This is a genomic window from Polaromonas aquatica, from assembly GCF_050626995.1.
GTDB lineage: Bacteria > Pseudomonadota > Gammaproteobacteria > Burkholderiales > Burkholderiaceae_C > Polaromonas > Polaromonas aquatica_A.
The window spans coordinates 182,235-204,947 of record NZ_CP192467.1 but is presented as its reverse complement, the minus strand read 5'-3'; the positions used below and the strand labels follow the sequence as shown (position 1 = coordinate 204,947).

Annotated in this window: 24 protein-coding genes; 11 read left to right on the top strand and 13 right to left on the bottom strand. The window is 60.7% G+C overall.

Features of this window, described 5'->3' with window-relative positions; translation table 11 throughout:
• Positions 1–105 precede the first annotated feature (105 nt).
• Positions 106–1,074: an Hsp33 family molecular chaperone HslO gene (locus tag ACQ4MS_RS00945; protein WP_431097129.1), complete on the top strand. Its 969-nt coding sequence runs from the start codon at positions 106–108 to the stop codon at positions 1,072–1,074.
• A gap of 44 nt (positions 1,075–1,118) precedes the next feature.
• Here ACQ4MS_RS00945 and ACQ4MS_RS00940 read toward each other — a convergent pair whose 3' ends face one another.
• The 6 genes from ACQ4MS_RS00940 to ACQ4MS_RS00915 form a co-directional block, all read right to left on the bottom strand.
• Positions 1,119–1,628 carry a hypothetical protein gene (locus ACQ4MS_RS00940; protein WP_431097128.1) on the bottom strand — a complete coding sequence of 170 codons (510 nt, stop codon included), beginning with the start codon at positions 1,626–1,628 and terminating at the stop codon, positions 1,119–1,121.
• 35 nt (positions 1,629–1,663) lie between these two features.
• On the bottom strand, positions 1,664–1,939 hold the full coding sequence (locus ACQ4MS_RS00935; protein WP_431097126.1) for a septum formation initiator family protein: 276 nt from the start codon (positions 1,937–1,939) through the stop codon (positions 1,664–1,666).
• A 284-nt stretch (positions 1,940–2,223) separates the two neighbouring features.
• A complete protein-coding gene (eno, locus tag ACQ4MS_RS00930) occupies positions 2,224–3,507 on the bottom strand; it encodes a phosphopyruvate hydratase (RefSeq protein WP_431097124.1) in 1,284 nt (427 codons plus the stop codon).
• Between the two features lie 26 nt (positions 3,508–3,533).
• Positions 3,534–3,839 carry a DUF1330 domain-containing protein gene (locus tag ACQ4MS_RS00925; RefSeq protein WP_431097123.1) on the bottom strand — a complete coding sequence of 102 codons (306 nt, stop codon included), beginning with the start codon at positions 3,837–3,839 and terminating at the stop codon, positions 3,534–3,536.
• Between the two features lie 32 nt (positions 3,840–3,871).
• On the bottom strand, positions 3,872–4,729 hold the full coding sequence (gene kdsA, locus ACQ4MS_RS00920; RefSeq protein WP_431097122.1) for a 3-deoxy-8-phosphooctulonate synthase: 858 nt from the start codon (positions 4,727–4,729) through the stop codon (positions 3,872–3,874).
• Between the two features lie 2 nt (positions 4,730–4,731).
• On the bottom strand, positions 4,732–6,423 hold the full coding sequence (locus ACQ4MS_RS00915; RefSeq protein ID WP_431097120.1) for a CTP synthase: 1,692 nt from the start codon (positions 6,421–6,423) through the stop codon (positions 4,732–4,734).
• A gap of 270 nt (positions 6,424–6,693) precedes the next feature.
• Here ACQ4MS_RS00915 and coaBC point away from each other — a divergent pair, with 270 nt between their 5' ends.
• From coaBC to ACQ4MS_RS00895, 4 genes are all read left to right on the top strand, one after another.
• A complete protein-coding gene (gene coaBC, locus ACQ4MS_RS00910; RefSeq protein ID WP_431097119.1) occupies positions 6,694–7,986 on the top strand; it encodes a bifunctional phosphopantothenoylcysteine decarboxylase/phosphopantothenate--cysteine ligase CoaBC in 1,293 nt (430 codons plus the stop codon).
• Positions 7,983–8,426, top strand: a complete 444-nt coding sequence (locus ACQ4MS_RS00905; protein ID WP_431097117.1) for a hypothetical protein — start codon at positions 7,983–7,985, stop codon at positions 8,424–8,426. Before coaBC ends, ACQ4MS_RS00905 begins: the two co-directional genes overlap by 4 nt.
• A 3-nt stretch (positions 8,427–8,429) precedes the next feature.
• Positions 8,430–8,876: a dUTP diphosphatase gene (dut, locus tag ACQ4MS_RS00900; protein ID WP_431097116.1), complete on the top strand. Its 447-nt coding sequence runs from the start codon at positions 8,430–8,432 to the stop codon at positions 8,874–8,876.
• Between the two features lie 221 nt (positions 8,877–9,097).
• Positions 9,098–9,607: a glycine zipper 2TM domain-containing protein gene (locus ACQ4MS_RS00895; protein ID WP_431097115.1), complete on the top strand. Its 510-nt coding sequence runs from the start codon at positions 9,098–9,100 to the stop codon at positions 9,605–9,607.
• Between the two features lie 80 nt (positions 9,608–9,687).
• On the opposite strand, the gene ACQ4MS_RS00890 is transcribed toward ACQ4MS_RS00895, so the two are convergent.
• The gene (locus ACQ4MS_RS00890; RefSeq protein WP_431097113.1) at positions 9,688–10,212 is read right to left on the bottom strand and encodes an FKBP-type peptidyl-prolyl cis-trans isomerase; all 525 of its coding nucleotides are present in this window, start codon (positions 10,210–10,212) and stop codon (positions 9,688–9,690) included.
• A 14-nt stretch (positions 10,213–10,226) separates the two neighbouring features.
• Between ACQ4MS_RS00890 and ACQ4MS_RS00885 the strand changes: the two genes are divergently transcribed.
• The 3 genes from ACQ4MS_RS00885 to ACQ4MS_RS00875 all read left to right on the top strand — a co-directional run bounded on the left by ACQ4MS_RS00885 (position 10,227) and on the right by ACQ4MS_RS00875 (position 12,463).
• A complete protein-coding gene (locus tag ACQ4MS_RS00885; RefSeq protein ID WP_431097111.1) occupies positions 10,227–11,471 on the top strand; it encodes a JmjC domain-containing protein in 1,245 nt (414 codons plus the stop codon).
• 29 nt (positions 11,472–11,500) lie between these two features.
• The gene (locus ACQ4MS_RS00880; RefSeq protein ID WP_431097109.1) at positions 11,501–12,013 is read left to right on the top strand and encodes a hypothetical protein; all 513 of its coding nucleotides are present in this window, start codon (positions 11,501–11,503) and stop codon (positions 12,011–12,013) included.
• Between the two features lie 204 nt (positions 12,014–12,217).
• Positions 12,218–12,463, top strand: coding sequence for a hypothetical protein (locus ACQ4MS_RS00875; RefSeq protein ID WP_431097107.1), 246 nt, complete (start codon positions 12,218–12,220; stop codon positions 12,461–12,463).
• A gap of 98 nt (positions 12,464–12,561) precedes the next feature.
• Here ACQ4MS_RS00875 and ACQ4MS_RS00870 read toward each other — a convergent pair whose 3' ends face one another.
• The 6 genes from ACQ4MS_RS00870 to ACQ4MS_RS00845 form a co-directional block, all read right to left on the bottom strand.
• Complete coding sequence (locus tag ACQ4MS_RS00870; protein ID WP_431097105.1) at positions 12,562–13,335, bottom strand: MBL fold metallo-hydrolase; 774 nt, start codon at positions 13,333–13,335, stop codon at positions 12,562–12,564.
• A 49-nt stretch (positions 13,336–13,384) separates the two neighbouring features.
• On the bottom strand, positions 13,385–14,479 hold the full coding sequence (bamC, locus tag ACQ4MS_RS00865; protein WP_431097104.1) for an outer membrane protein assembly factor BamC: 1,095 nt from the start codon (positions 14,477–14,479) through the stop codon (positions 13,385–13,387).
• A gap of 84 nt (positions 14,480–14,563) precedes the next feature.
• The gene (gene dapA, locus ACQ4MS_RS00860) at positions 14,564–15,448 is read right to left on the bottom strand and encodes a 4-hydroxy-tetrahydrodipicolinate synthase (RefSeq protein WP_431097102.1); all 885 of its coding nucleotides are present in this window, start codon (positions 15,446–15,448) and stop codon (positions 14,564–14,566) included.
• 93 nt (positions 15,449–15,541) lie between these two features.
• Entirely contained in the window at positions 15,542–16,129 is a 588-nt protein-coding gene (locus ACQ4MS_RS00855) for a class I SAM-dependent methyltransferase (protein WP_431097101.1), read from the bottom strand.
• Positions 16,126–16,938, bottom strand: a complete 813-nt coding sequence (locus ACQ4MS_RS00850; protein WP_431097099.1) for an SDR family oxidoreductase — start codon at positions 16,936–16,938, stop codon at positions 16,126–16,128. Before ACQ4MS_RS00850 ends, ACQ4MS_RS00855 begins: the two co-directional genes overlap by 4 nt.
• A 209-nt stretch (positions 16,939–17,147) precedes the next feature.
• Positions 17,148–18,377, bottom strand: a complete 1,230-nt coding sequence (locus tag ACQ4MS_RS00845; protein WP_431097098.1) for an MFS transporter — start codon at positions 18,375–18,377, stop codon at positions 17,148–17,150.
• 190 nt (positions 18,378–18,567) lie between these two features.
• Here ACQ4MS_RS00845 and ACQ4MS_RS00840 point away from each other — a divergent pair, with 190 nt between their 5' ends.
• The 3 genes from ACQ4MS_RS00840 (at position 18,568) to ACQ4MS_RS00830 (ending at position 22,606) form a co-directional block, all read left to right on the top strand.
• Positions 18,568–20,538: a DNA topoisomerase IV subunit B gene (locus ACQ4MS_RS00840; protein ID WP_431097097.1), complete on the top strand. Its 1,971-nt coding sequence runs from the start codon at positions 18,568–18,570 to the stop codon at positions 20,536–20,538.
• Entirely contained in the window at positions 20,535–21,644 is a 1,110-nt protein-coding gene (locus tag ACQ4MS_RS00835) for a hypothetical protein (protein ID WP_431097095.1), read from the top strand. The genes ACQ4MS_RS00840 and ACQ4MS_RS00835 overlap by 4 nt, the downstream gene beginning before the upstream one ends.
• A 116-nt stretch (positions 21,645–21,760) precedes the next feature.
• Positions 21,761–22,606 (top strand): lytic transglycosylase domain-containing protein, encoded by an 846-nt coding sequence (locus tag ACQ4MS_RS00830; RefSeq protein WP_431097094.1) that lies wholly within the window; start codon positions 21,761–21,763, stop codon positions 22,604–22,606.
• Positions 22,607–22,713: the final 107 nt, after the last annotated feature.

Sequence of the window (22,713 nt, the reverse complement as noted above, 5' to 3'; positions counted from 1 at the left end):
CTCTTATGCAAGCAGGAGCCGCAGAACCGGCTTTGCCGGGCTGCAGGCGGAGCGGCCCCCTCGGGGGGCAGGAAGCTACACGCAGTGAGCGACCGTGGGGGCCCAATGTCTGAACTGCATAAATTCATCTTTGACGGCTTACCGGTACGCGGAATGCTGGTGCGCCTGACCGATTCCTGGCAGGAAATCCTCAAGCGCAGGCAGGCGGCAGGCGGCTACCCTGCAGAAGTCATGCAGCTCCTGGGCGAAATGACGGCCGCCGGTGCGCTGATGCAGAGCAACATCAAGTTCAACGGCGCGCTCATTCTCCAGATCTTTGGTGACGGCCCGGTCAAGCTGGCTGTGGCCGAGGTGCAGCCCGACCTGAGCTTGCGCGCCACGGCCACGGTGACGGGTACGGTCGATGCTGGCAGTTCGCTGAGCCAGCTGGTCAACGTGAGCAATCAGGGGCGCTGCGCCATCACGCTGGACCCCAAGGACAAACAGCCGGGGCAACAGGCCTACCAGGGCGTGGTGCCTCTGTTTGGCGACCAGCGCGAGAAGATTGAAAACCTGGCGGAGGTGCTTGAACATTACATGCTGCAAAGTGAGCAGCTCGATACCAGGCTGATCCTGGCGGCCGACGGGAATGTGGCGGCGGGACTGTTGATCCAGCGCCTGCCGGTCAAAGGCCAGGGCAACCTGGAAGGCCAGATCGACCGGGACGCCAATGAAGACCAGATTGGCGTGAACGAAGATTACAAACGCATTGCCATGCTGGCAGGCACGCTCAAGCGCGAAGAACTTTTAACGCTGGATGTCGACACGATCCTGCGCCGCCTTTTCTGGGAGGAACAGGTCACACGGTTCGAACCCGCCGCCCCCAGTTTTGCCTGCAGCTGTTCGCGGGACCGTGTAGGCAGCATGTTGCGAAGCCTGGGTACAGGCGAAATCGAAAGCATCATTTCGGAGCGCGGCAAGGTTGCGGTTGGCTGCGAATTTTGCGGCGCGCAATACGAGTTTGACCCGGTGGACGCGGCGCAGCTTTTCACCAGTCAAACCAACCAGCAACCACCCACTTCAACGGTGCAATAAGCGGATACCGATACCGCCAGGGCGCAGCGAAGTTTTGCTGCGTATCAAGGTGCGGAAGCCCGCTGGGTCAGGAGGTCGCTGAGCAGGCGGTGCTCGCATCCGGGATCGCTGCATTTTTCGCACGCCCAGACCCAGGCTTTGTGGCTGCCCCTGGTCTGTGGTGCCGCATCAAGGGCATTGTGCGGAAGCGCCACGGCGACCTGCCGGAGACGAAGATGCTGTGCTGCCTCGAGCGCCTGGGCCACACGTTGCTCCGCAGTCCCGTATATGACCCGATAGGAAACGCCTTCGTGCGTCAACGCCTCGCGAATCAACGCGTCTGCGGCGCGTTGAAGTCGCCAACTTTCGTTCGCTGCGTTATCTGCTGAGGGTGAAAGCTCTTCCAGTCCCATGAGCAGCGTCAGCTCACAACGGGCCAGATCGGCTGGGAAGGGCAGGGCTCCGGCAACCACTATTCTGGCTTCGCACCCCGAATCTTTCAGGGAACGGCTTAACGCAGCCGCGAGCTGGGTTTTCCCGGTAAATGGAGCGCCGGTAACGGCAATTTGCAGCACGGTCGGTTCAACAGGGCAACGACACCCATCGGGGCTTACTTGGTCACCTGTACGAAGATTTCATTGGGCTTGACCATGCCCAGCTCGATTCGGGCCTTTTCTTCGACCATTTCGAGGCCTTCCTTCAAGTCCCTGACCTCTGCCGCGAGCAGGTCATTGGCGGCACGGGACTGTGTGTTTTTTTCGAGCTGCTCAGTCAACCGGTGCTGCATCTCGCGCACGCTGGGAATGCTGCCCCGGCCAATCCAGAGTTGCGCATGGAATATCACCAGCAGCGCAATCAGGATGGCGGGGACGAGGCGGTTTCCCATGCCTATGCGGAAATGTGACGGTTAGAGGCCGAGCTTTTTTCGCCGGGCCGCCCCAAGAAAAAACGCGCCCCCTCGGGGGGCAGCGAAGTACGCGAAGCGACGAGCGTGGGGGCCAAAGGCTTTTCGCCGGGCCGCCCCAAGAAAAAATGCGCCCCCTCGGGGGGCAGCGAAGTACGCGAAGCGACGAGCGTGGGGGCCAAAGGCTTTTCGCCGGGCCGCCCCAAGAAAAAACGCGCCCCCTCGGGGGGCAGCGAAGTACGCGAAGCGACGAGCGTGGGGGCCATTTACTTGAGGTTGTAAAAGGCATCGCGGCCAGGGTAGGACGCGATGTCACCCAGGTCTTCTTCGATGCGCAGAAGCTGGTTGTACTTGGCCATGCGGTCCGAGCGCGAGAGCGAACCGGTCTTGATCTGGCCAGCATTCGTGCCGACGGCGATGTCGGCGATCGTGGAGTCTTCAGTCTCACCCGAGCGATGGCTTATGACGGCGGTGTAGCCGGCGCGCTTGGCCATCTCGATGGCGGCGAAGGTTTCCGTAAGGGTGCCGATCTGGTTGATCTTGATCAGGATCGAGTTGGCGATCTGTTTGTCGATGCCTTCCTTGAGGATCTTGGTGTTGGTGACGAACAGGTCATCGCCAACCAGCTGCACTTTTTTACCCAAGCGCTCGGTAAGAGTTTTCCAGCCGTCCCAGTCGCCTTCGGCCATGCCGTCCTCGATGCTGATGATGGGGTATTTGTCGACCCAGGTTGCGAGGATGTTGGTCCATTCGGTGGCGTCCAGGCTCAGGCCTTCGGCGCCCAAAACATATTTGCCATCCTTGTAGAACTCTGAAGCCGCGCAATCCAGGCCCAGGGCAATTTGCTCGCCTGCAACGTAACCGGCCGCGTCGATGGCTTCCAGGATCATCTGGATGGCTGCTTCATGGTTGGCCACATTGGGGGCAAAACCGCCTTCGTCGCCGACGGCCACACTCATGCCCTTGTCGTGCAGGATTTTCTTGAGAGCATGGAAGACTTCAGCGCCGTAACGCACGGCTTCGCGAAAGCTTGGTGCGCCCACCGGGATGATCATCAGTTCCTGCAGGTCCAGGTTGTTGTTGGCGTGTGCGCCGCCATTGACCACGTTCATCATGGGCACGGGCATTTGCATGGCGCCGCTGCCGCCGAAATAACGGTACAGGGGCAGGCCGGCTTCTTCGGCGGCTGCGCGTGCCACGGCCATGCTGACAGCCAGCGTCGCGTTGGCACCCAGGCGGGATTTGTTGTCGGTGCCATCCAGGTCGATCAGCGTGCGGTCCAGGAAGGCCTGCTCGCTGGCGTCCAGGCCCAGCACGGCCTCGGAGATTTCGGTGTTGATGTGCTCGACGGCCTTGAGCACGCCCTTGCCCAGGTAGCGCGACTTGTCGCCGTCACGCAGTTCGATGGCTTCACGCGAACCGGTGGAGGCGCCTGAAGGCACTGCTGCGCGGCCCATGACGCCGGACTCCAGCAACACATCGCACTCAACGGTAGGGTTGCCACGGCTGTCGAGAATTTCGCGGCCGACGATATCAACAATTGCGCTCATTTAGTTCCTTTTTTAAAGAGAGGGGATCAGACCGGGGCGGCAACGCCTTCGACCAGCACCATATTGAAAAACTCGGTGGCGCCAGCACGCTTGGCGCGTACGGCACGGTACATCTCGTCGTCGTAAAAGGCCTTGGCCTTCTCGTAGCTGGGGAAGCGCAGCATTGCGATGCGTGCCGGTTGCCAGTTGCCTTCCAGCGTCTCAAATTTACCCCCGCGCACCAGGTATTCGCCCCCAGCGGCCGCTACTGTGGCGGGCGCGGCAGCCATGTACTGCTTGTACTGCTCGGGGTCGGTGATTTTCATGTCGACGATGATGTAGGCGGGTGTCATGGCTTGTCTGGTGTCCGTGGTTGGGTGTGGGTTCAGGCGGTGAAGCTGTTTTCGAGGAAGCCGTTTTTCTTGGTCACGCGGTCCAGCTCAAGCAAGGTCTCCAGCAGCGCCTTCATGTGCTTGAGCGGCACGGCATTGGGACCGTCGCACAAGGCCTTGGCCGGGTCCGGATGCGTTTCCATGAACAGGCCGGAGACGCCGACGGCCACCGCTGCGCGCGCCAGCACCGGCACCATCTCGCGTACGCCACCGCTGCTGGTGCCTTGGCCGCCGGGCAGCTGCACCGAGTGGGTCGCGTCAAACACGACTGGCGCGTTGGTCTCGCGCATGATCGCCAAGCTGCGCATGTCGCTGACCAGGTTGTTGTAGCCAAAGCTGGCGCCGCGTTCGCAGGCCATGAAGTTGTCTTCCGGCAGACCGGCCGCCTTGACGGCCGCACGTGCCTTGATGATGACGTTCTTCATGTCGCCCGGGGCCATGAACTGGCCCTTCTTGATATTCACCGGCAGGCCAGACAGCGCGACGGCGTGGATGAAGTCAGTCTGGCGGCACAGCAGCGCCGGTGTTTGCAGCACGTCAACGACCTTGGCGACCTGGGCGATCTGGTCTTCTGAGTGGATGTCGGTCAGCACCGGCACGCCGATTTCTTTTTTGACCTTGGCCAGAATCTCCAGCCCTTTTTCCGTGCCCAGTCCGCGAAAAGCCGTTTCGCTGGTGCGATTGGCCTTGTCGAAACTGCTTTTGAAGATAAAGGGAATGCCCAGCGAGGACGTGATTTCCTTGAGTGTGCCGGCGGCATCCATCTGCAATTGCTCGGACTCCACTACGCAAGGGCCTGCTATCAGGAAAAACGGCTGGTTCAGGCCAATGTCGAATCCGCAGAGTTTCATGGTCAGGCTACCGCCTTCAGGGGCTTGGTGGCAGCTTTTGGATCCTGGCCTGCCGTGGCGCGCTGTTTGAGTACGGCCGCGATATAGGCGTTGAACAGCGGATGGCCGTCCCAGGGCGTGGACTTGAATTCGGGGTGGAACTGCACGCCGACAAACCAGGGGTGAACGTCTTGTGGCAGCTCGACAATTTCAGTGAGTTGCTCACGCTGTGTCAGCGCAGAGATCACCAGGCCCGATGCGCGCAGGGCGTCGAGATAGTTGACGTTGGCTTCATAGCGGTGGCGGTGGCGCTCTGTGACGACATCGCCATAAATCTTGTGCGCCAGCGTGCCTTTGGCAACGTCCGAGCTTTGCGCGCCCAGCCGCATGGTGCCGCCCAGGTCGGACTTGGCGTCACGCGTCTTGATCGTGCCGTCGGCGTCTTTCCACTCGGTGATCAGCGCGATGACGGGATGCGGGGTAGCGGCATCGAACTCGGTGCTGTTGGCATCCTTCAGGCCTGCAACATGGCGTGCGAACTCGATGGTGGCTACCTGCATGCCCAGGCAGATTCCGAGGTAAGGCATTTTTTGCTCACGGGCGAAACGGGCTGCGCAAATCTTGCCTTCGACACCGCGAACACCGAAACCGCCGGGAACCAGGATGCCATCGAAGCGCGCCAGGCGCGAGACGTTGTCCGGTGTGATGGTTTCGGAGTCGACGTATTCAATGACGACCTTGGCATGGTTCTTCATGCCGGCATGGCGCAGCGCTTCGTTGAGCGACTTGTAGCTGTCGGAGAGGTCGACATACTTGCCGACCATGGCGATGTGGACTTCGGTCTGCGGGTGCTCGGTTTCATAGACCAGGTCGTCCCAGCGCCTGAGGTTGGCCGGCGGTGTGTTGAGGCGCAGCTTGTCGCAGATCAGGCCGTCCAGGCCCTGCTCGTGCAGCATGCGCGGTACCTTGTAAATCGTGTCAACGTCCCACATGGAGATCACGCCCCACTCGGGGACATTGGAGAACAGCGAGATTTTTTCGCGCTCTTCGTCGGGGATGCGGCGGTCTGCGCGGCACAGCAGTACGTCTGCCTGGATACCGATTTCGCGCAGTTGCTTGGCCGTGTGCTGGGTTGGCTTGGTTTTGAGCTCGCCGGCGGCGGCGATCCAGGGCACGTAGCTCAGGTGCACAAACGCGGTGTTGTTGGCGCCCAGCCGCAGGCTCATCTGCCGTACGGCTTCGAGGAAGGGAAGGGACTCGATGTCACCGACCGTACCGCCGATTTCCACGATGGCGACGTCAACTGCGTCGGGGGTTTCGTAGCCGGCGCCGCGCTTGACGAATTCCTGGATTTCATTCGTGACGTGCGGGATGACCTGTACGGTCTTGCCCAGGTAGTCACCGCGGCGTTCTTTTTCAAGCACGCTTTTGTAGATCTGGCCGGTGGTGAAGTTGTTAGCCTTGCGCATGCGCGTTTCGATGAAACGTTCATAGTGGCCAAGGTCCAGGTCAGTTTCGGCGCCGTCGTCGGTCACAAAAACTTCACCGTGCTGAAAAGGCGACATCGTGCCCGGATCCACGTTGAGGTAGGGATCAAGCTTGATAAGAGTGACTTTGAGGCCTCGCGATTCGAGGATCGCAGCTAAGGAGGCTGAGGCGATTCCCTTGCCCAGGGAAGACACCACACCGCCGGTGACGAAGACAAATTTGGTCATGTCAGGTACGAACCGCAAGTTCGTAGAGGTGGTAAACGGAGATTATACGGGTTGCGTGTCGTGATACCCCTTGAGAGCTGCTGAATTTCGGCCGAAAGCCGTTTCGGGCTTGCATGGCGCAGCCCACGAATAACAGGCTGTGGCCACAACAAGCCAGCAGCGGCCGCGGAACCGGCTTTGCCGGGCCGCAGGCGCAGCGCCCCCTCGGGGGGCAGCGTATTACGCGAAGCGAAAAGCGTGGGGGCCCTTCCAACTGCTACATTGCGGAACATGACGAATCAAGAGAACCTTCCGGGGAATGGCGCTGCTGACGATGGGCCCCTCGACCTGTCTGGCAAACACATCGTGCTGGGCTTGTCGGGCGGAATAGCCTGTTACAAGGCGGCAGAGTTGTGCCGGGCCCTGATCAAGGCAGGTGCTACCGTGCAGGTGGTCATGACCGAGGCGGCCGAGCAGTTCATCACGCCCGTCACCATGCAGGCCCTCAGCGGCCGGCCGGTCTACACCAGCCAGTGGGACAGCCGCGAGGCGAACAACATGGCGCACATCAACCTGTCGCGAGAATCGGATGCCATCCTGATTGCTCCCATGAGCGCCGACTTCATGGCCAAGTTGCTCCATGGCCGTGCCGATGACCTGCTGAGCCTGATGTGCCTGGCCCGCCCCATCGACAAGGTTCCGCTGCTGGTGGCGCCAGCGATGAACCGCGAGATGTACGCGCATCCGGCCACGCAACGCAACTTTGTGCAGCTGAACGCCGACGGTGCCACCGTCCTGGGCGTGGGCAGCGGCTTCCAGGCTTGCGGGGAAACCGGTGACGGGCGCATGCTGGAACCCGAGCAGATTCTCGAAGACGTGGTCGCTTTCTTTGCGCCCAAAGTGCTTGCCGGCCAACACGTACTGGTGACTGCGGGCCCTACCTACGAGGCCATCGACCCCGTGCGCGGAATTACCAACCTGTCGAGTGGCAAGATGGGTTTTGCCATAGCGCGCGCGGCCAGGGAGGCGGGCGCCGAGGTCACATTGGTGGCTGGCCCTGTGGGCCTTCCGACACCGCGTGGTGTGGCCCGTATTGACGTCAGATCTGCACAAAATATGCTCGAAGCCGTGGTTGGGAGAGCGCAGGCAGCTACTGTTTTTATAGCAACGGCGGCTGTCGCCGACTGGCGGCCAGCCGCGCCTTCAGCGCAAAAAATCAAGAAAGACGGCTCCGGCCAGACGCCGCAACTGGTCTTTACCGAGAACACGGACATTCTGGCTACAGTTGCGCAGTCGCCAGCCGCCCAGGCCGGCAGGCTGTTTTGCGTGGGCTTTGCGGCTGAAAGCCAGGACCTGGCTGAAAATGCAGAGGCCAAGCGCCTGCGCAAAAAAGTGCCACTTCTGGTGGGCAATATTGGCCCTGATACTTTTGGGCAGGACCACAACGCGCTGCTGCTGGTGGATGCGCGGGGGCGTACCGAGCTGCCCAAGGCATCCAAGCTTTCGCTCGCGCGCCGGTTGGTGCAGGAAATTGCGAGCCGGATCGCGTTGGCGCAGTCAGGCAAGAAAGTGGGAACCTCATGATTCACCCGTCGGATACACCGCCTGATGGCGACTTTGCGAGTTATGTGGAGCGCCTGACTGGTGCCAATGCGGCACCTGGGGCCCGAGAGGATTTGCTAGGGCCTCAGAGTCAAAAGAGTGCGGCTGTTCAACCTTCTTCATCCCGTTTTTCCGCGAGTTCTGGCACCCCTTCCCTGAAACTGGACGTTGCGCCCATGGCAGGGATGTCGCTCCTCACGCATATCAAGTGGGTGGTGGGCTTGTGGATCGTCACCCAGGCATTGGCCAGGTTCGTACCGGGAACCGGATTTTTGTTCTTTCCCGCGCTGCTGGCTTATGCGGCATGGGTGATATTCAAGGTCAACCGCAGCTCTTCAGGTGCGCTAGTCCGGCGCTTGCGAGAGTTGGCCCGGCAAGCTGCTGAAGAGGCAAAAAAGAATCAACAAACCCGGCAAAAATAACCCATGCAAATCGACGTCAAAATTCTCGATCCGCGGCTTCAGGGAAATCTTCCCGCTTATGCAACACCCGGCAGTGCCGGCCTTGATTTGCGCGCCTGTCTTGACGCTCCGCTCACGCTGGCTGCCAATGCCTGGCAGCTGGTCCCGACCGGCATTGCGATTTACCTGCACAACCCCGGCTATGCTGCGCTGATCCTGCCGCGCTCAGGGCTGGGTCACAAGCACGGCATCGTGCTGGGTAATCTTGTCGGGCTGATCGACAGCGATTACCAGGGGCAGCTGATGGTCAGCGCCTGGAACCGCAGCGATGTGCCCTTCACCATCGAGCCCATGGAGCGGATTGCGCAACTGATGATCGTGCCTGTCGTGCAGGCGCAATTCAATGTGGTGGCGGAATTTCCCGCCAGCGAACGTGGTGAAGGTGGGTACGGTTCCACTGGCAAGGCCTGAACGTTCACCATCGGGGGTAACGCCTGCCGGGAGGGGCGTTTTCCTACAACCCCTGCGACAACGCTCCCACGTAGGAGCAGCTTTAAACCCCACCCGGCATTTGTAGCGTCATGTCCTTAATGAGTCATGGGAGTCTCCACGCTCCTGGTACCAGCTTTCTTGCACAAATGAGCCGGTAGCAGGTGCCGGGGCACTCATGAACTTATTAACAGGAGCGACTCATGCAAAACACCTTCCGCTTTATTTCCTCGGTTTCTGCTGTGCTGGCACTGGCGGGTTTGACCGCCTGTGCGCCCATGCCCCAGAGCGGTGGCGATTCGAACTATCCAGCAACCACTTCAACCTATCCGGTTTCGTCTTACCCCGCCAATCAGCAAAACAACTATGTTGAGTATGGACGGGTCATCAATGTGGAAGCCATCCAGACCTCAGAAAAAGGCCGCGGCTCAGGTGTAGGGGCGGTCTTGGGTGGTGTGGCGGGTGCCGTGGTGGGCCACCAGATTGGCGGCGGTAGCGGCAGGGACGCTGCCACAGTGGCGGGGGCCGTCGGCGGGGCAGTCGCCGGCAACGCTATCGAGAAAAACCGTAACGCAACCGTTCGTGAGAGCTACCGCGTGTCCGTGCAACTCGACAACGGCAGCTCGCGCGCCTATGACGTTCCCAGCTATGGCAACCTTCGCGTGGGAGACCGTGTGAAGATTGAAAACGGCCAGATCAACCGGCTGATGTAAAAACACGGTTTATTCGCACCTGAGAACCGACCATTCCCTACGGAGATGATCGGTTTTCTCAGGTCCGGAACCCCGGAATTTCAGTGCAGCGTGCCGCTTCCGGGGGTGATCGGTTCAAGTTTAAAAAAACCGGTGCCAAGTGACCCCTGGCCGATTTCTTTTTCGCTAGCCTCTCGCACGGCTTCAACCTTGAGGCTTAACCGGATGGCGATGCCTGCGAGAGGGTGGTTGCCGTCGAGCACCACGTGTTCGGGGTAGATTTCAGTGACCGTATAGATGTGGTCATGTGGCGCTTGTCCGCTGTTTCCTTGCGGAAGGGCCATGCCGTCGAAAGTCATGCCTTCTTCCAGTTCGGCTGGGAAGATCGTGCGCGGTTCGAGGAAGACCAGGTTTTCGTCGTAATCACCAAAAGCGTTCTCGGGCTCAAGGTGAAGCTCCAGCTTCTCTCCGGCTTCATGGCCCTGTAACGCCTCTTCGATTTTTGCGAGGAGGTCATCGCCGCCGAGCAGAAATTCGACCGGCTCATCCAGTTCGTCAAGCACATCGCCCAGGGTGTCTTTCAGCGTCCATGTCAGGGCTACGACGCATTGCGGGGTGATTTTCATCCGACAATTGTCCCATGGATGTAAATCAATCTCTAGAGCTCCTTGCCGGCCTGAGCCCGGCGCAATTCATGCGCCGGCACTGGCAGAAAAAACCGCTTCTTGTTCGCCAGGCAATACCCGGAATGCAGCCCGTGCTCAGCCGCGCAGAGCTGTTCAAGCTGGCGGCTCGTGAGCACGTGGAGTCCCGCCTGATCGCCCAGCAAGCCAAGGGATGGCGGATGAAGCAGGGCCCGTTTGCCGCGCGAAGCCTGCCGCCGTTGAGCCAGCAAGCCTGGACCTTGCTGGTGCAGGGTGTTGACCTGCATGACGCAGGCGCGCATGCGCTCTTGCAGAAGTTCCGCTTTGTGCCCGATGCAAGGCTCGACGACCTGATGATTTCGTTTGCCACGCCCGGAGGCGGTGTAGGGCCGCACTTTGACAGCTATGACGTGTTTCTGCTGCAGGCCAGCGGCAGACGGCGCTGGAAGATCGGACGGCAGAAAGACCTGACCCTGCAAGAGGGCATGCCGCTGAAGATTTTGCAAAACTTCGAGCCCGAGGAGGAATTTGTGCTGGAGGCCGGCGACATGCTGTACCTGCCTCCTCGTTACGCACATGACGGGATTGCCGAGGCGCCGGACCGAGGCGGCGGGAGCGGCGGGAAGGCCGCTGATTGCATGACCTACTCCATCGGGTTCAGGGCGCCGGGGCGAAGCGAGATTGCTGCGGAACTGCTCCATCGCCTTGCGGAATTCAGCGAAGACCGAAGCCGGGACGACAGCGAGGCCGATCCTTCCGCCGGCGTCCGCAGCCCGTCAAGACCGGCATCCCTTTACCGTGATCCTGACCAGGTGGCAACAGCGGCTCCGGCCGCCTTGCCCCCGGGCCTTGCTGCCTTTGCCGGTCAGGCGGTTCTGGATGCGCTGAAAGACCCGTTGGCGGTGGCCTGCGCGCTGGGGGAATACATGACTGAGCCTAAATCGTCTGTCTGGTTCGACGAAGCCGTGCATGGGTGGGACGCGGACGCCGCACGGGCGGGACAGGCCGGCGTCCAGCTTGATGTGCGCACCAAGATGATGTATGACACCAATCATGTGTTCATCAATGGTGAGAGTTACCGTGCCAAAGGCTCCGATGCTGTCCTCATGCATCGGTTGGCTGACCAGCGTTGCCTTTCGCCGCGCGAGCTGCGAAAAGCCAGCGTCTCCGCGATGACCCTGTTGGGCGACTGGCATGACGCCGGCTGGCTGCAGCAAGAGCCGGTGTCCACTGATTCCTGACCTGTTTGTGCCTGCCTGGGAGAAAGCTTATGGACCTTGAAAAACCAGACACTTTGCCGCTCGCATTGCCGGAAGGCCGTTTCACAGGGCTCTCCGGATTCACCGCCCTGATCCGTCAATCCTTTTCGGTGGCTGCTGCGCAGGGCTGGCGCGAGATCATCGTGTGTGATCCGGATTTTGGCGATTGGCCGCTGGGTGAGCGCGCGGTGATCCAGTCGTTGAACGATTGGTCAATGACCGGCCGCAAGTTCACGATGCTGGCCAAAACCTACGATGAGATTTTGCGAAAGCACGCGCGATTTGTCACCTGGCGGCGCACGTGGGCACACATCGTGGAATGCCGTGCCAACGCCTCGACCGCGGCCGATGAGATGCCCAGCGCCTTGCTGGGTCCCGGCTGGGTATTTGAGCGGCTGGATGCGCAGCGCTGCACTGGAGTTGGCGGCTCCGAAGTTGCCCGACGGGTGGCGCTGAGAGAGCGGATCAATGAGCGTCTGCTGAAAAGCTCGCCGTCATTTCCTGCAACTACGCTGGGGCTTTAGGACGTTCGTTTGGTTAGAAGGCCCGCAGGGTGCCGCTCGGTCAAGTAAGGGTTTCCCGGGTTTGTAATATCCAGCATATAATTTAAAGCTGGGTAGAAAGAGCTCGAGTCCTTTCCCCGGTCAAAATAACTTGAATTCCGGTTTGAGTTTCTTTTGGCAATTTCCGGAAATTGTTTTCTTAAATATCATCAAGGATCGTAAAAAATGAACAAGTCACTCGTTTTGGCAGCCATCGTTGCCGCTGTTGCTCTGGCTGCTTGCGGCAAGAAAGAAGAAGCTCCAGCACCGGCACCTGCACCAGTTGCCGCACCAGCACCAGCGCCTGCTGCTGACGCATCGGCTCCCGCTGCTGCCGCATCTGCACCTGCTGCTGACGCATCTGCCCCAGCCGCTGCAATGCCTCCAGCTGCTGATGCCGCTGCTGCTGCTGCCAGCGCTGCGAAGAAGTAATTCTTCAGCGAGTCGAAAAAGCCGCCGCAAGGCGGCTTTTTTTATGGGCGTGCGGTTTGCGCGTCATGTCTCTTGTGCGCGCACCTCGGTGCTCTTTCTCAGATATGGATCCAGCGTGTGCCGACATCGGGCCGGGCCACAATGATGTCTTCGGTGCTGCACCCCAGAGCATCGGCCATCAGGCTTTGAACCAGTTCCGGGCGATTGTTTTGCACACTAAGGTGGGCCGCTACCAGATGCTGTAGTCCCCGATGCATGACTGCGCGCGCTACTTCTGCGGCAGCCATGTTTGAGAGATGCCCGTACTGGCCACCCACCCGGCGCTTCAGGAAAGCCGGATAGGAGGATTGCGCAAGCAGGTCAATATCATGGTTGCATTCCAGCACCAAGGCATCGCAGGCGGCAAGATGCTCCGTGACATGAGAGGTGGCGTGCCCCAGGTCCGTCACAATGCCCAGCTTTGACGCGCCATCGGTGCAGCTTAGTTGCAGGGGTTCCCGCGCATCGTGCGGTACCGTGAAAGGCGTCAGCTGCATGCCGCCCAGGTCAATGGTTCTCCCATCGCGCGCCTTGTGCAGCAGCCCATCAAAATCCGGTGCCCCAATGGCCGCATGAGTGCCATGACTCATCCAGACCGGGATTCGGTAACGAAGTGACAGGGACCGTGCGCAACCAATGTGGTCGCCGTGTTCGTGGGTGATGAACACGGCGTGGATGTCTTCGGGTTGCAGGCCCGCCTCACCGAGCCGGTAAATCAGGTGCTTGAGTCCAAGGCCGCAATCAACGAGAACGCGCAGAGGCGTGATTCCCGGCGCCTCAACCACCGTTGCATTGCCTGAACTGCCGCTGCCCAGGCTTTTGAACCTCAACACAGCGGTATGAAATCGTCAGTTGGGTTGCGAGTGGAGCTGCGAACTGCGATTACCTCAGATCGTCGGCAATCACCTGGACGATGCGCTGGGCATTGGCCGATGCTTCAGGCGCCCCTTGTGCGTTGAGGACCGACACCGTGGTGCTTTCGCCCTGGCTCTTGACGGCGATGCGGTATTTCAGGGGCGGCGTGGCGGCTGGAGTGCCGCTGAACAGCTTGCTGAAGAAGCCGGGTTCGGTTTTGTTCGTCACGGGTTCGACGTAGCGCACAAAGTAGGTGCCCTGGCTGCGGTCACGATCTTCAACGGTAAATCCCGTGCGGTCCAGCGCCAAGCCGACGCGGCGCCAGGCGCGCTCAAAACCTTCATCGATCTGCACGACGGGCTGGTTATTGACCGTCGTGATGCGTGATGTTTTCTGGGGAGCGCCCGCAGCGACCAGGGCCTTGGATTGTTCCTGCGTGACGCCCAGTTTGACCATCAGGCGGCGCAGGAATTCGGCTTCGAGTTCAGGGTCGGCGGGACGGGGCTGCCAGACCGTGCTGTCGCCCGAGGCGGTGTTGCCGGTCTTTCCGCCGGTGATCACTTCGATCATGCCGCGGTGGCTCACGTAAATCTCGGTACCGCCGTCCGGGCGGCGCTCCAGGCGCGTGCGGAATTTGTCGCGCTCGCCAGTGGAGTAAAGGCTGTCGAAGACTTTGCCAATGGCGCTACGGATGAAGTCCTGCGGCAGTTTGGCTCGGTTCTCGGCGTAGTCGGTTTCCATGATGCCGAGGTTTTCCTGGTCCTGGGCCAGCAAAAAGCCGCTCTCCAGCCAGAAATCGCGAACCGGCGTCCAGAGCTTGTCAGCGGGCCTGTTCACCACAAGCCAGCGTTGGCTGCCCGCGCGTTCAATGCGCACGTCACCCACGCTCACGGCTGCAGTTTGTACGGCCTGGGTGGGTTGGCCCACCTGGTAGCTGCTGGCGGACACGGCTGTGCCGGGCACCACATAACGGGTTTCCCGGCTGAGTTGTGTCAGATCGGGAGGAATCGCCAGGGAAGGGGCTTTGGCGCCGCTGCTTTTGTAGTCGACGCGTTCGCCTTCCATCGCATCCTTGATGGTGGAGCAGCCGGCGAGCAGGCCGAGTGCAACCAGTGCAGACACGGTTGCGGCGCTCCGGGCTTTGGTAAATGCAGGACGTGTTGACGATATCTTCACTTGGGTTCCCTTAAAAATCGGATCAGGCAATCAAATCAGGCCACAGGCTCGCAGAGCGGTTTCCACGGCGGCTTCGTTCGATGTTTCCAGCGGCGTCATCGGCAGGCGCAGCGTGCCACCACAAAGACCCATACGGGCCATCGCCCATTTGACGGGAATAGGGTTGGCTTCGACAAACAGGTTTCGATGCAGCGGCAGCAGTTTTAGTTGCAGTTCCATGGCGCGCCGGGTGTCGCCAGCCACAGCGGCAACACACAGTTCATGCATGAGGCGCGGCGCGACGTTGGCCGTCACGCTGACATTGCCCTGGCCGCCGCAGAGCATCAGCGCCACCGCGGTCGGGTCATCGCCTGAATACACCGCAAAGCCCTTGGGCACTTCCTTGATCAGCCACTGCGCGCGCTCGATGTTGCCAGTGGCTTCCTTGATGCCGACAATGCCGGGCACCTGGGCCAGGCGCAGTACGGTGGCATGGGCCATATCGGCCACGGTGCGGCCGGGCACGTTGTAAAGCACGGTCGGCAGGTCGCCGACTGCCTCGGCAATCGCCTTGAAGTGGCGGTACTGGCCTTCCTGGGTGGGCTTGTTGTAGTAGGGCACGACCTGCAACTGGCAGTCGGCACCGACGCCTTTGGCGAATTTGGCGAGTTCGATCGCTTCGGCGGTCGAGTTGGCGCCGCAGCCGGCCATGATGGGCACGCGCTTTTTGGCCTGCTCGACCGAAACCCGGATGATTTCGCAATGTTCTTCGACGTTGACGGTGGGCGATTCGCCGGTGGTGCCCACCACGCCGATGCAGTCGGTTCCCTCTGCGATGTGCCAGTCAACCAGCTTGCGGAGTGTGGGGTAATCTACGCTGCCGTCTTCGTGCAAGGGCGTTGCCAGTGCAACGATGCTGCCAGTAATGGGTTTCATGCTTTGCTTGTAAACGTTCGCGGCCTGGGGAATGGTCTGGCGGCGATGCTGCCGGCCGGCTCCAAAAAGCCAATCCTGCATTCTACCCAGAGCCTAAGGCAGTAAATACCGCGGCGGGGCGGGCAAACCCGCAGTCGAGGCAGCTTCGCGAACCGCGGCAATGCGCTGGATGAAGCGCGGCGGGCTCTCATGGAAACCCTCTTCAAACGCCACCACCCGCATGCCTTGGCAAACTTCCAGCAGTTCCCCCGGCCACAGCAAAAAGTCGGGCCGCGAAGGCTTGCCCACCGTTTCATTGCCCTGCGTAAAAGTTTCGTAAATCAGCACGCCGCCAGGCGCCACACTGGCCAAAAGCGTGGGCAGCAGTGGGCGCCAGAGGTAGTTGGTGACGACGACGGCGTCAAATTGGCGGTCCGGAAAAGGCCAGGGACCTTCTTCAATATCGGCCACCACCGCTTCAACGGTCCGATCCGGAAGGGCTGGAAGCGAGGTTGCTATGAATTCGATAGCTGCTTGTGAGCGATCTACAAGGGCTAGAGGGTGATTTCGCTCATAAAACCAGCGGGCGTGGCGCCCGTGGCCGCAAGCGACGTCCAGCACAGCACCGCGCTTGGGCACCAAATGCGACCAGCGTTGCACCCAAGTGGAGGGCGCCTCCGTTCCGTGCAAAGCCCCCTTCATGTTGGCTTGACGTCGTCTTTGAGCGCAGCCAGCGCCATCGCCTCCACCCGACCGGGCGCAATCAGCTTGAGCCAGCGGCCCAGCTTGCCCTTGGCCGTCATGACGACTTCGCGGTCGCGGCGCGCCATGCCTTGCAGGATGAGGCGCGCGCATTCCTCCACGCTCATGGCGTCGTCTTCTTTCAGCCCGCTGGAGCCCGCTGGCATGCCGGCCGCGTTGAAACCGCGATGGCGGATGTTGGTGGCGACCACGCCCGGGTAAGCCGTGGTTACGCTGACGCCGGCGCCTTTCATTTCAGCGCGCAGCGCCTCAAAAAACCCCACCATGGCGAATTTGGTGGCGCTGTAGGCCGTGCGTCCCGGCACGCCAATCAGCCCGGCCAGGCTGGAGATGGCGACGATGCTGCCGCGGCGTGCTTTCAGATGGGGCAACGCTGCATGGGTGCACCACACGCTGCCCCACAGGTTGATGCGCATCAGCTGCTCATACCAGGCCAGGTCTTCGGCCTTGACATCTTCCAGCAGGGCCTGCGCCGACATGCCGGCGTTGTTGATCAGGGCGTCGATGTGGCTAAACCGCCCGACGGCGGCGTCTATCAGATGGCGGCATTGCGCTTCGATGGAGACGTCGGTCTTGACGGCCAGCGTTTGCGCGCCATGGGCGGCACATTGGCCTGCGACTTGATCCAGCAAGGATTCATTGCGCGCCGCCAGCACCAGCGCCACGCCGGCGCCGTGGGTTTTGGCCAGTTGCCGCGCCATCTCGGCGCCTATGCCGTCGGAAGCTCCGGTGATTACTATTGTTTTCATAGCTGCTTGCGCCCGTTTTTACTGGGCTGGAGCCCAGAATCGCTTTAAAAGGGAGCAGGCTTCGCGCAGATTGCAGGAATGCAGAAAGCTAGAAGCAAGCCCAGATCTGGTTGGCGAGTGTGACCAGAAAATCAGGCCGTGTGTAGAGGGCAAATACCCCCAGCGATGCGATGATCACGAGCGCCCACAGACCGATTTTCTGTGCCATGTCAGGCCCCTTGCGGCAGCTTGCCGAGCCCGCCGCGAACAATCGGCGTCTCGCGTACCGGCAGGTTTATCAGCGCGGCAAAAACCCCCAGCGCGATGGCGATGTACCAGACGATGTCGTAGCTGCCGGTGCGGTCATATAAATAGCCGCCCAGCCAGACACCCATGAAGGAGCCGATCTGGTGGCTGAAGAAGATAAACCCGCCCAGCATCGACAAATGCTGTATGCCAAAGATCTGCGCCACGACCGCGTTGGTCGGCGGAACGGTCGACAGCCAGAGCAGGCCCATCAGGCTGGCAAAGATGTACACGCTCAGCGGGCTGAGCGGTGCGGCCAGAAACACGGCGATCACGATGGCGCGCGAGAAGTAGATCGTCGCCAGGATTTTCCGCTTGGCCATCTTCTGGCCCAGCGAGCCAGCGATGTAGGTGCCGAACACATTAAAGAGGCCGATCAGCGCCAGCGCGTAGCTCGCAACCTGCGGTGACAGGCCTTTATCTTTCAGGTAGCTGGGCATGTGTACGCCGATAAACACCACCTGGAAGCCGCAGACAAAGTAGCCCGCCATCAGCAATTGAAAGCTCGGGTATTTGAAAGCTTCGCGCAGCGCCTGGGCAATGGTCTGCTCGCGCTTGGGCGCTTGCCCACCGCCAAAGCCGCCTTCGCGCAGGCCCAGCGCCAGCGGCGCGATCAGCAGCACGGCGCCGCTCAGCACCAGCAGTGCCTCCTTCCAGCCCAGGCCGCTGATCAGGAAGCCCTCGACCGGCACCATCAGGAACTGGCCGAAAGAGCCCGCCGCCGCGGCCACGCCCATGGCCCAGGAGCGCTTGTCGGCCGAGATATTGCGCCCGATGACACCGTAAATCACCGCGTAAGTCGTTCCGGCCTGCGCCGCGCCGATGAGCACGCCGGCTGTCAGGGTGAACAGCAGGCCGGTCGGGGACAAGGCCATGCCCACCAGGCCCAGCGCATACAGCAGGGCGCCAACCACGATCACGCGGAAGGCACCAAAGCGGTCGGCCGCCATGCCGGCAAAGATGCCGAAGACGCCCCAGGAGAGGTTCTGAACCGCCAGCGCAAAGGCAAAAGTCTCGCGTGTCCAGCCTTGGGCCTGGGTGATGGGCTGCAGCCAGAGGCCAAAACCATGGCGAATGCCCATGGACAGCGTGACGATGGTGGCGCCGCAGATCAGCACCTGCAGCATGGAGAGTTTTTTGGTGTCGGTAGTCATGGGCGAACCGCCGCAAGCGGCGAAAAAAGGAAAGGCCTGGGGCGGCAGGAAGCTCTGCGCCGACTGTAACGAAAATGGCAAAACACTGCCGGGGCTATCCTTCGTTCCCATCCTTGAATCAGGTTGGCTGTATGTTTATACAGTGACTTTGCCCAGCCCGACTACAATTGCGGCAATTCTTTCATCTGCCATGGCTGACAAACTACCCACTGAATATTCCGAAGGTTCGATCCGCGTGCTCAAGGGCCTGGAGCCCGTCAAGCAGCGTCCGGGCATGTACACGCGCACCGACAATCCCCTGCACATCGTCCAGGAGGTGCTGGACAACTCCGCCGACGAGGCGCTGGCCGGTTACGGCAAGAAGATCAAGGTCACGTTGCATACCGACGGCTCGGTCAGTGTGGAAGACGATGGCCGCGGCGTCCCCTTCGGCCTGCACCCGGAAGAAAAGGCACCCGTGATCGAACTGGTCTATACCCGGCTTCACGCCGGCGGCAAGTTCGACAAGGGCAAGGGCGGTGCCTACAGCTTTTCGGGCGGCCTGCACGGTGTGGGCGTGAGCGTGACCAACGCACTGTCCAAACGCCTGGAAGTCACCTCCTATCGGGAAGGCATGGTCGCTCGCCTGGTGTTCTCGGGCGGCGATGTCATTGAGAAGCTGCACCTGCGCAAAAACGGGGAGGGCGACCGCAAGACCGGAACCACCGTCCGCGCCTGGCCCGATGCCAAATACTTCGAGTCGGCCGCGCTGCCCATGGCCGAGCTCACGCACCTGCTGCGCAGCAAGGCGGTGCTGATGCCCGGCGTCACGGTGACGCTGACCAACGAGAAAACCAAAGACATCCAGACCTGGCTCTACAAGGGTGGCCTGCGCGACTACCTGATGCAGACCCTGACGGGCGACCCGGTGATCCCGATGTTTGAGGGCGAAGGCTTTGCCGACGCGTCGCACGAGAGCTTTGCCGAGGGCGAAGGCGCGCAGTGGTGCGTGGCCTTTACCGAAGAAGGCCAGCCGGTGCGCGAAAGCTACGTCAACCTGATCCCGACCAGCGCCGGCGGCACCCATGAAAGTGGCCTGCGAGACGGCCTTTTTAACGCCGTCAAGAGCTTTGTCGACCTGCATTCGCTGCTGCCTAAAGGCGTGAAGCTCTTGCCCGAAGACGTTTTTGCCCGCGCCAGCTATGTTCTGAGCGCGAAGGTGCTGGACCCACAGTTCCAGGGCCAGATCAAGGAGCGCCTCAATTCACGCGATGCGGTGCGGCTGGTGTCCAGCTTTGTGCGGCCCACGCTGGAGCTCTGGCTCAACCAGCACGTCGATTACGGCCGCAAGTTGGCCGAACTTGCCATCAAGGCCGCCCAAACCCGCCAGAGAGCGGGTCAGAAGGTCGAAAAGCGCAAGGGCTCGGGTGTGGCGGTGCTGCCCGGCAAGTTGACTGATTGCGAAAGCCGGGACCTGGCGCACAACGAAGTCTTCCTGGTCGAGGGCGATTCGGCAGGCGGCAGCGCCAAGATGGGCCGCGACAAGGAAAGCCAGGCCATTCTGCCGTTGCGCGGCAAGGTGCTCAACACCTGGGAGGTCGAGCGCGACCGCCTGTTTGCCAACACCGAAATCCACGACATCGCGGTCGCCATCGGGGTTGATCCGCACGGCCCGAACGACACGCCCGACCTCTCCGGCCTGCGCTACGGCAAGGTTTGCATCCTGAGTGACGCCGATGTGGACGGCTCGCACATCCAGGTGCTGCTTTTGACCCTCTTTTTCCGCCACTTCCCCAAATTGATCGAATCGGGTAATGTCTATGTCGCCCGGCCGCCGCTGTTCCGGGTGGACGCGCCGGCGCGGGGAAAAAAGCCAGCATCCAAGGTGTATGCCCTGGATGAAGGTGAATTGATCGCCATATTGGACAAGTTACGCAAAGACGGTGTGAAAGAAGGCGCCTGGAGCATCAGCCGCTTCAAGGGCCTGGGCGAAATGAGCGCGGAACAATTGTGGGAAACCACGCTCAATCCTGACACGCGCCGCCTGTTGCCCGTGCAGTTGGGCAACCAGGGTTTCCTGCAAACCGAGACGCTCATCACCAAGCTGATGGGAAAAGGCGAAGCTGCCGCACGGCGCGAGCTGATGGAGCTGCACGGCGACAGCGTCGAGGTGGACGTTTGAGGCTTCTCCTGTCGTTTGTGCGTGTGATGGGCATCGTGGTACTGGTGCTTGCCGCATTCTGGGCGACGGTGGCACTTGCGCGCCACGAATTCATGGCCTCCGGCTTTGCTTTCGCTCTTGCCGCAGGGGGTTTGTGTTTGTCGATTTTTTCAGAGAAGACCATCGCCAGAAAGAAGCAGCAGGCGGAGAAGGATGTCAAGTTGGAGGCGCTACGGTTCAGCGACAGTGCGCTGGACGTGCCTTTCCGCTGGTTTCGCTGGCTCTGTTTTGTCGTTGCGCTGTTGCTGATTTTGGGGGTGACGGGTTTGCTGGCCAGGGCGACCTGGCTGGAAGGGAAGTTGGTTCCCGTGGCCTTGCTGGGCAGTTTTGGTGTTTTATTGCTTGTGTATGTCGCAAGCTTGCTTGTTTCAGGTTATGCCGCATGGCAATCCGGCAGCGCGTTGAGGGCAGATTTGCTCGGCTTGAAGCTCAGCGGTTTGCCCGCTATTGCCTGGAAGCACATTCGCGGTATCGATCTGAAACAGTTTGAAGTCAAGGGGCAAAAGAAGGCGATCTTGATGCTGGCGCTGGACCCAGTGACGTTTAACGGGCTGAAATCTGCTTTGATGCCGGGATGGCTTCATTGGACGGCTCCCAAATTGAAGCAGCAGTCAGCCGTAGTGGAGGTCGGTTGCGATTTTCTGGGAAGGGACCCGGAACTCGTCGTCCGGGCCGTCCAGTTCATCGCGGACAAATCAGGTGGGCGAAGGGTCAAGGGCTGGAACTACCTTGAAGCAATTGACGTGGCGGAGCAGCGAGAGCAAGCTGCGGAACTCCGCAGAGAGGCAAACCGCAAGAGTGACCTGCTGTTTGCCGAGTTGCAGCGAATGAACCGGACCGGACCTGTTGATGAAAAAAGACTGGCGGAAATTGACCGTCAAATGCAGGTTGAACTTGAACGGATGAGTTCGGCAGCCGATGCAGAAGTAGATGCTTTCAAGCGCAACGTGGGCGCACTCGATGAGCGCCGGAAGCCGCTGAAATGGTTTTATCGGGGAATGGTGGTTTTGCTGATCGTCATGATTGGCGGGGCCGTTTTAAGAATTGTGCTCACACTGAAGTCCTGACTCGTAACGATGAATAACTTGATGTTTTGCCGTTCCTGTAAACCGTCTTCTCGGCTTCCATGGCCCGAGGCCGACAGGTTTACCTGGATGGTTGGGCGATCAACAATGGATTTCATATGAAAATTATTCAAGGCAAACCTGGGCTCTGGCTGGGATTTCTTTTGAGCCTGCTAATGCTGCTGTCGCAGCAATCTGCCCATGCCGACATCTGGGGCTACGTCGACAAGGACGGCATCGCGCATTTTTCGGCCGTGCGGCTGGATGACCGTTATGAGCTTTTCTTTCGCGGCTCTGAGAGCTTCAGCGCGGGCAACAACGTTGCCAAAAGCGGCAAGGCAGTCGGCAACGGGGCCAACCAAGCCACCGGTATAGCCAATGCACCGCCCAAGCTGCTGGCCTACTTTGATGTGTCGCCCAACTACAAGGCCGTCAAACACCTGCTGCGCGAGGCTTCCGCCAAGCACGGCATCGACTACGAGCTGCTGCAGGCCCTGATCGCCACCGAATCCGGATTCAATGCCCAGGCCGTTTCACCCAAGGGCGCGGTCGGGCTGATGCAGCTGATCCCGCCGACGGCGGAGCGTTACGGCGTGCGGGCCACCAAGGATTCCACCATCCACAAAAGGCTCACCGATCCCAAGACCAACATCCGGGCCGGCTCCAGCTACCTCAGCGACCTGATCGCGATGTTTCCCGGCCAGCTGGAGCTGGCCATCGCTGCGTACAACGCCGGTGAGGGCGCGGTGCAGCGCGCCGGCAACAAGATTCCCAACTACCCCGAAACCAAAAACTACGTCAAAACCGTGATGCAGCTTTATAACCACCTCAAACCCCCCAGCATGATGGCGTCCGGCGGGCGCGTTCGCATGGAAATGATGGGCGGGGTCACGGGCCGCGGCAACATGGTGTCGCCCACGGTGGTGTCTACTGCCACGGCAGAGGCCCAGCCTGAGCCGTACTGAGGCCATGCACCTGGCGTTCTGCCCCAAACCCGGCTGCCTGAAGCGACTCCCTCTTTTCTTTTCATAATCCTGTACCGGCCGCGCCTGTGCGCACCGGACCGGCATAA